A 9,105-nucleotide genomic window follows, 5' to 3' on the forward strand; every position below is an offset into this window, starting at 1 on the left:
ACTATTTAATATGACACCACAGTGTCATATTAATAATATTTTTTCACATCATCTAAAAAACTATATCGTAATATACTATATTACGATATAGTTTTTTGTAGCAATTAAATTTTTCAGGCTTTCTAATGCCTTCGCTACAATTGTTAAGAATCATATTTATTATTATGGATTTGACTTGTTTACAGTAAAGTTAAGTATTTTTTCTGTTTTTAAGCATTTTTTTATACAAACTATTTCTTGGCATACTTTTATGAATTCGCACCTCTTTACTATTGACATATAATATAGTTTTTGGTGGTGTAATAATGTTTTATGGCAGAGAGTATGAATTAAAAAAACTCGAAAGGTTATACAGCAGTAACAATTTTGAGATGGTTGTTATATATGGAAGAAGACGTGTGGGGAAAACAACTCTTATAAATGAATTTTGCAAAAACAAAAAAACAATCTTTTTTTCTGCATTAGAATCTACGCTAAAAGAGAATTTATCTGCTTTTTCATCTTCTGTATTTTCTTATTCCATGCCAGGTTTATCAGCTAATCCTGATTTCAAGAGCTTTACAGAAGCTTTTGAATACATTGAAGAAATTTCAGAAAATAAAAGACTAATTTTAGTTATAGATGAATATCCTTATCTAGCATCTTCTGATAAATCTATTTCATCATTAATACAAAATACCATAGATATGAAATTTAAAAATACAAAATTATTTATGATACTCTGTGGCTCATCTATGAGTTTTATGGAATATCAAGTATTAGGATACAAGAGTCCTTTATATGGAAGAAGGACAGCACAATTTAAAATTTTACCCTTCGATTATTATGATACTGCCAAATGGGTTCCAAATTACAATTTTGATGATAAAGCATTACTTTACGGAATAACTGGCGGTGTACCTTTGTATATTGAAAAATTTAAAGACTCAGTACCTCTTACTGAAAATATAAAAGAAAACATATTTGACAAGTCAGCATTTTTATTTGAAGAGCCATCTAATCTATTAAAACAAGAATTACGAGAACTTCAGACCTATAATGCTATTATTTCTGCTATTGCTAATGGAAGCAGTAAACTCAGCGAAATTGCTTCAAAAGTTCAAATCGAAAGCAGTTTATGTGTTAAGTATATTAATAATTTAATTTCTCTAGGCATAATAAAAAAAGAAACTCCTATCGCAGGAAAAATAGCTAAAAAAACTATTTATCTTATTTCGGATAATTTGTTTCGCTTTTGGTATAGGTTTGTTCCCCCTAATATGGCTGCAATTGTTTCAGGAAAAATTGAAAACTCCTACCAAAAATCTATAGAGCCATTTTTATCTGACTATACGGGACTTGTATTTGAAGAAATGTGCAAAGACTATTTGTTATTTCACTGTGAATATTTACCTTTTGATATTGGAAATATCGGACAATGGTGGGGAAATAATCCCTTAAAGAAGCAACAAGAGCAAATTGATATAGTATTAATTAGTTCTGATAAAAAGGCTGCTATGTTTGGTGAATGTAAATTCCGAAATGAAAAAGTAGGAGAAGAGATATTAAACAAACTAATAGAAAAGACAAGTTTGTTTACTGAATTTAAGCCAAAACATTACTGCTTGTTTTCAAAAGCAGGGTTTACTAATTCGTTAATTGAGAGATCTAAAAAAGAAGGTATTTTATTATTTGATATTGAGAAAATCTATAGGTAGTAATTAACGAAATAGCCATATTTATTTAATTCACCGTTATTAAAATACAAGTTGCTACTTCCTCTCAAGTTGTTAGTATTTTGATTCCCTTGCTTGAAATAGTAGTTGCTTTATGTATAAAATTTCAAAAGTATGGTAACATTTCTATAGATAAACAGGCCTTTTCAAATCATCGAGGAAATAAAACTATTGTCATTAATATTAATGGCAATCAAGAAAATTCTCTGTCGCATAACTTTTTTTGTAAAACTAGGCTTTTTTTGCAAGTTCGCGTATTCTTAGGGATATAATTTATCTGATTATTTTTATTGACTAGAAAGGAAACACTAATTTGTAAAGAACAATATTTTAGTTTTATATATCTAATACCCATTACTATCCTTTTAGCTATGCTTATTAAGTTTTATACATAAACTTTCTCTCTAAATCTTACGCATTTTGCAGGAAGCAATTGAATAAATTATATGCAATCATTAAAACTGTAGGAGATTTACTTAGGATAGACTGGCTCATCGTACTAGTTTTACACTATGTACGAGTTTTCAACGTAGGGTTACTTAGTTTTTAAACATAAATGTATTCCCTTATTGAAGACATTATAGGTCTTGCATCTTTTACATTGAATAAAACTAAATTCTTGCCAATAATTTTTTTAGTCCTAGTACAAGGATATATAATTCCCGTTACCCCTTTACTTTCTAAGTATTTTGATAAAACATGAAATGACTTATATACTTTTTCTCTTTTATCTTCATCTTTTTCATCTACTTTTTTATATACACAGTTACATATCATCTTTAGGTATTGCTTTGCATATGATTCTTCAATAATACTTTTATCAACTGGATTTTTATCTATAAAAACTTTTAAATCTTTTTTTAATCTTTTTTTATTTTTATATTTTTCATATGCATTAGAATTTAATAAAAGATCACCGACTATCTTTTTAAAACTATTATTGTAATAATCATCTATAATGCTTTTTATTTGGGACAATGATACATCATTATATGATAAATCTAAAATATCACCCTCTGTTACTGGTTCAAAATTACAAAAGGAGTATTTACCCCCAATGCTTGCTCTGTATTCCTTTAAGCAAATATATTCATTTAATGATAAATAATCATTATATTGCATTTTTTTATCATTATATGACAAATATAAGTACTGTTTTCCCGGAGGGTTCCATCTGTTATTTGTTTTGCTGGGCCAAGGAATAAATCGATCTGCATTATGTCCAGTGCCCTCTACAACTCTGCACAAAATATCACTACACTTTAACTTGCGAAAAAATTTATCTTTATGCAAATTAATGCATTTTGTAAAAATGTCATCAAAAATCTCTAAAAACCCCTTATAACCATCCTCTTTTTTAAATACATCCTCCCACTGCTGTTCTATCAAATTTGCTGCACTTTCTAACTGAATATCATTTATTAACTCCTTAAAATATCTTATACCCAATTTATAATTATAAAAAATACCATACTTTGATAATTCCCCCACGTATTCAATAACCGTATTTAATGTAAAAGAGTTGTCAGTTCCATTGTTATCTTTTATAAACTCAAATTCTTTTGTTATCTTATTTAAAAAAAATGCTAATTTTCGTGAATTCTCACCTAGTATCCATATATCTCTTCTGATACGCTTGCTAATATATCGCATTTCATGAGAATATATTACTGATAATTTCTCCAGCTTATCCAGTTCAATTAACATTTGCATGTCCATATCTGTCATATAAACAATACCGTTCCTTTCAAACTCAATATAAATATGCAATAAGCCAAAATACTCCGTTACTAAATAGTACATCAATTTTAACTGATTAAAAATCAATTTGCCTGCTAACATGTAATGACTAATTGGATATCAAACTTAATTTTATCAAATAATTAATAAAGATGACTTTTTTCAATATTTTTGCGCTGCATTTTCACACTTTATCTAATATATCTTTTGTTTTTTTAATAGTTACCAATACATAAAACCTCAACAATAATTTAACCTTTTTATAAGATGTAACTTTTTTATAGCAATGAAATTTAATGTGTACATACAACCATAAATAACGAATACTTAACATTTGCTTTGTATTGAATATAGCAAAACTCACAATTGATAAAATCCTTTTTATAGCTAACTTCTAAATGGCTGTACCTTTCCAAAGATTTTTTCAATTCCATCTTTAAAGCTAGCTACTTCGTCAATATATAAAATTCTTAAATGTTTTCTAGCTCTAGAACAAGAAACATATAATAAATTCCGTATTTGTTCAAAATATTTTTTTTCCTCATCTTTTAATGTTTTTGAATTATTATATTTTTCAAAAAAGAATTTGAAATAATTATTCTTCCTGCCAAAACTGTTTCCCATAATTATACTCACATTATCAAATTCAAGCCCTTTTGTCCCATGATAAGTGTGATAAATAATACTGTCTTCTTGTTTGCATAATATATGTTTATACCATAAATTATACTCATCCATATTAATATCCAATAATTTTTGTATCTTTTCATTTGCTCTATTTATTTTATCATCTTCTAAATCTGGAAATAGTTTTTCTATAAGAAAATTTTTAAAATTTTGAAAAGAAAAATTGTTGAGGTCAAATGTTCTATCTATTATATCCTTATATCTTTTTTCGTCAACTTTTAAATATTTTTTTGAAATTGATTCTACATATTGCTCTAACGTATTTCCTTTATTTTGCTTCAATAATTTTATTAATTCTCTTAAATCTATAATATTCATATTCCACATGCATTCTGGTACAATTTCGCTTATAGAAACCTTCTGATTTATAAGATTATTATATAATTCAACTATTTTAAACAATATATTTGGTACTTCACCAAGCTTTGATAAGTCATTAGTATTTAAAAGTTCTGTGTTAAGTTGATCATAATGTATTCTATATCTGTCTGTTTCTTTAAAAGCATTATATATGTTTTCAAAACCACTATATCGAGCAACAATTTCATTAGTTAAAACCAAACAATGCAGTTTGTTTTGACAATTTATATTCCATTTGGTTTCATACTTTTTTATAAAACTGTCTATATCTTTTATACTGCCAGTATAAAATCCTACACTTCCACCTGTACAATCATTATAAATTGATTCTTGTTTTATTTGGTCATTTCTAATATTATTTATAACATCAATAACTTCTTTTGTAGATCTTCTATTAAAATCTTTTTTTATTTCTTTTAAATTACAACAGCTTTCTTTTATTTTTTCCCCTATACCATCATCATAAATATTTTGAACAACATCACCAAAATATCCTATAAAGAATTTATGATTAATATTTTTAGAATACTCCTGTAAGCAACTCATTATTGACACTACTTTTTCACTAGTATCCTGATACTCATCAATAAACACAAATGGATATTTATCAATTATTATCTTTTTTAATAAATTATATCTTTTTATAATTTTAAAACCATATTCTAGTAATGTATCATGACTTATTCTCATTTTATGAAGCTGATCTCTATTATACGTAGAATTATATTCTACTTTGCATTCTTCCTTATTTGAAATTATGTTTTCTAAACATTCTCTATAATTTTCGATTTTATAAATTCTGCCTACCATTTTCTTAAAAATAGAAATATTTTTTAATATATCAGGATAACTCTCAAGTATTGCCATAAACACATTTCTAAAATCCATAGCACTTGAATTATAATTCTGATAAAATAGTTCTTTGTTTTCAATCATAATTATTTTAAGATTTTCTTTTTTTTCATCATCCAAGCTTTGATATATATCATACTCTGTTTCTAATTCTTCTTCTAAATTTGTAATCTCTTCATTTAATTTTTCTTTATGAATTTCGACCAATTCTTTTTGATAGAATTTTATTAGTTGCCAAATTCTATCATGTATTGTGGAGACCAGAACTATCTCACTGTTACCAAGTCTACTTTTTACTTCTTTCGCTGCAATATTTGTATACGTAATACAAATAATTTTTTGATTATGTTGTTTTAAATTATCACCGTATTTATCTATTACATATCTTAAACATTCAATAAGTGCATATGTTTTGCCCGAACCAGCTCCTGAATTAAAAAAGATACTCTCGTTTTTATCTATAGATCTATAGATTGACTTTATTAAATTATTTTCCTTTTCTTTGTTATTTGGAGAAATCTTAGTTAAAATCATTAACATTCCTCCTCTTTTATTTTTTTTGCTAACCAATCAAGTCCATCATCAATATATGTTGGTATTACTGGAATTTCTAAATTTTCACCCTCTGTTGTAAACTTATAGAGTAATGCATTAGCAAAATCACTTTTACAATTTGATAATTTACTTTGAAACTTATAAGAATTATCTCTGATTTTTTTGTATTTTTCATCTTTACCTATTATACCACTATAAATCTTAGGCTTTATTCCTTCCAAAACTTCATTTAAAAGTCTGTTGTTATAATTTGTAAGTATGTAAGCTTCTTCAAAACTCGAAGCATAATATCCATTAATTTTTCCCTGCCAAGTTATATATAAATTGTCGTTATGAAAATTATCATGAAGACTTTCTAAACTATTAGAATTATTGTTATAATTTTTAATTGTTTTATTAGTTGTCTCCTTATTTTTTAAGTCAGTTATTTGCTCAAAAGATTTTTTTTCTTCACATCCTCTTTTTATATCTAAATCAGTAATTATCAGTGCTGGGATTTCTAGCAATTTTATAAGCTTATGGTATACAAGTCCATGTGCTCCATCTATATTAAAGATAGATATATAGTATTTATTTAGCTTAGAATTGTTTTCTATGTAGTATTTAAGAAGTGTTTCTTCTGTTACACCCTCAACAAAAATAATCCCATCTGAAAAAAATAATTCAGAAACTTTATATTTAATGTGTTTCTTAAGAAATTTAAGATCTTTTTCTCTATCATCTGTCTCATCTGGCATTATTTTTTCATCATTCAAATTTATAGCATAAGCGTAATTATCCTTTATATTAATATAATTTATATTATTAAATGTATTACCACTATGAATTTTACTGTTTAATATATGTGATGAATGCGTTGTAATTATTAACTGGCTATTTATATTTTTATTTTTGCTTTTTAAAAGAAAATCTATAGCATTATTAATATTTTTTATAAACAACTCTTGCATCTGTGGGTGCATAAATGTTTCTGGCTCTTCAATAGATATTATGTTTACTTTGCTATTGAAAGAATCTTCTGGATATTTTTCTATATATTCAATTAAATCTCCTATTATCATCATTAAATTTGTATATCCTAAACCAAATTGATTTTCTGGAATATTGTTATCCTGTTCAACATACTCGTATCTAATTAAATTATTTATTAATTTTTGAAAAGATAAATCTGATGTTAAACAAACTTTAAATTTATCAGATGATTCAATTTTTCCTAAAGATTCATTTATAGCATTTGTGTGATTTTCTTCTATTTTTGATGTTAACATTATATTAAAATCCCTAATGCTTGAATCAAGTTTTAGTTTTTCTTCTGTCTTACTTTCATCCTTAACTATTGAATTGTAACGATATTTAATTATTCTACTGAAAGCTTCAGAAAGACACTTTTCATTTTTAATATTATTGGCATTAATTGTTTTTATATCAATCAAATTATCTATATTAAATTTATCAACTTTATTTCCATTCGAATCATAATAGTATATTTTAAAGTTTGAATTATCTATTAGATCTAAAAATTCTCTAAAAAGAATAATATCAAAATATTCTTCTTCCTTCGCTGATGATTGGCTAATATTTTCAATCATACCTAGTACTTTAATTTTAAAAGCCTCTTCTTCTTCTAATTCATACTTTACGATAATTCCCAGCTCAGTTTTTTCAATATCATCTAAACTCAAAAAAGGAATTAAATTAGTAATTAAATCAGTTTTATTATCTTCAATTCCTATACAAATATTGAATTCTAGATATGGACTTTTTATTTTTTCTAAAGATTTTCCTGATTCCTTTGCTTCTTTGTAGTTTTTTAATACTTTTTTCAAATATAAAAAGTTAAAATCATTAGATTTAAAACTTTTATTTATAATCAGCTTTTCTAATAACTTGACAATAGTTGTTTTACCACAATTGTTTTTTCCAACAATTAAAGTAGTTGTAGGGGCAACGTTTATATTTTTACTATCTTTTTGTTCATGATAGCATTTAGCATCAACAAACTCAATTTTGTTATTTACCTCTCCAAACTTTCTAAAATTTTTAATTTTCAAACTTTTTAAGTACATATACTCTTCTCCCCTTTTTTATATATTAAAGATTAATTTCTATCTGTTTTATGTGATAATTACTTTAAATAAAGATCTTAACCATTTATATGACCTCCTTGGCAATACACCTTAAAGCTAAAGCTGCTATTAAAATTCTCAAATATCTACGGCTTCACGGTCTCCTTGGCAATACACCTTAAAGCTAAAGACGTATAGCCTGTCATGTTCAACGGTTAACTAGCTACATAATAATTTTGATTTTAAAAATATAAATTTTAGTTCAATACAACAACTAATTCAAACATCTTTTAACAAGAAATTTCTATAAATAATAACAAAATCCTTCTCTTTTTTTAAAATTTTTTCAAAAGATTTTTTATAGCAAAAGATTTTTTAAGATTTTAAGAACTAATTCTTTTATCTAATATTAAGACTGATAAATATCTTGGAAATTAAAAAGTCTATATATTGAATCTTAGGGTCTTGAAAATAATTTACTGAAGATAAAGCTTACTAGAATAATTTGAAAATAATTAATTAAAACAATATACCTATTTGTACTGCTAAACAAACAGGTATATTGTAAAAAAAGTCTATCTTATTTATAATTCAATGTCTTAAAAATTCAAATTTGTTTTGGGTATTTTCTGATATATAAATTATATCATCTATTGAAAAAATATAATTCCAAGCATAATTAATATATAAAAACAATAACACTTTATCTTTTCTGCCACTTTAACAGTTCAGATACTAGCTTATACACAGTTGTACACGATTCCCAGTCAGAAGGCTTCCCACCATTTTTTATATGATTTTGATGTCCAACCTTTGCATTATTCACTGCTTTCTCAATTTTATTTTTTAATTTACTGTATAATTCACCATATGGTTTTTTATATCTATTATTGATATCTCTTACAAAACAACTATTTATTATATCTTCGTATTTATCTCGATGTAATGCACCATTACATACTTTAAAATGCATTATAAACCATAAATCAAATGCTTGGTTAGAAAATGCTGTTCCTATACCATGTTTATCCGCTAGGCAAATTGCATCGTCAAAATCTGAAAAATCGTCCTTATCAAAGACACACCAAATTTGTCTATACAAGCCTTCAGTTCTTTTAGATATTGCAGTG

At 25.5% G+C, this 9,105-nt stretch carries 5 protein-coding genes; 1 reads left to right on the plus strand and 4 read right to left on the minus strand.

Translation table 11 applies throughout. From position 1 onward, the window contains the following. Positions 1 to 305: 305 nt before the first annotated feature. Positions 306 to 1,697 (plus strand): ATP-binding protein, encoded by a 1,392-nt coding sequence (locus tag RBH29_RS16590; RefSeq protein ID WP_306698117.1) that lies wholly within the window; start codon positions 306 to 308, stop codon positions 1,695 to 1,697. A gap of 564 nt (positions 1,698 to 2,261) precedes the next feature. On the opposite strand, the gene RBH29_RS16595 is transcribed toward RBH29_RS16590, so the two are convergent. The 4 genes from RBH29_RS16595 to RBH29_RS16610 form a co-directional block, all read right to left on the minus strand. Then, entirely contained in the window at positions 2,262 to 3,557 is a 1,296-nt protein-coding gene (locus RBH29_RS16595; protein WP_306698118.1) for a hypothetical protein, read from the minus strand. Between the two features lie 285 nt (positions 3,558 to 3,842). After that, positions 3,843 to 5,888 carry a UvrD-helicase domain-containing protein gene (locus RBH29_RS16600; RefSeq protein ID WP_306698119.1) on the minus strand — a complete coding sequence of 682 codons (2,046 nt, stop codon included), beginning with the start codon at positions 5,886 to 5,888 and terminating at the stop codon, positions 3,843 to 3,845. Then, positions 5,888 to 7,975 (minus strand): AAA family ATPase, encoded by a 2,088-nt coding sequence (locus RBH29_RS16605; protein ID WP_306698120.1) that lies wholly within the window; start codon positions 7,973 to 7,975, stop codon positions 5,888 to 5,890. The genes RBH29_RS16600 and RBH29_RS16605 overlap by 1 nt, the downstream gene beginning before the upstream one ends. A gap of 703 nt (positions 7,976 to 8,678) precedes the next feature. After that, a partial coding sequence (locus RBH29_RS16610; protein WP_306698121.1) for an RloB family protein occupies positions 8,679 to 9,105 on the minus strand: 427 nt, incomplete at its 5' end.

This window comes from Herbivorax alkaliphila (assembly GCF_030848475.1).
In the GTDB taxonomy this organism is placed as follows: Bacteria; Bacillota; Clostridia; order Acetivibrionales; family Acetivibrionaceae; genus Herbivorax.

Excerpts from the sequence above, each read along its gene's own strand:
- RBH29_RS16600 (WP_306698119.1), bottom strand. The coding sequence starts at position 5,888 with ATGATTTTAACTAAGATTTCTCCAAATAACAAAGAAAAGGAAAATAAT.
- RBH29_RS16590 (WP_306698117.1), top strand. The coding sequence starts at position 306 with ATGTTTTATGGCAGAGAGTATGAATTAAAAAAACTCGAAAGGTTATAC.
- RBH29_RS16605 (WP_306698120.1), bottom strand. The coding sequence starts at position 7,975 with ATGTACTTAAAAAGTTTGAAAATTAAAAATTTTAGAAAGTTTGGAGAG.
- RBH29_RS16595 (WP_306698118.1), bottom strand. The coding sequence starts at position 3,557 with ATGTTAGCAGGCAAATTGATTTTTAATCAGTTAAAATTGATGTACTAT.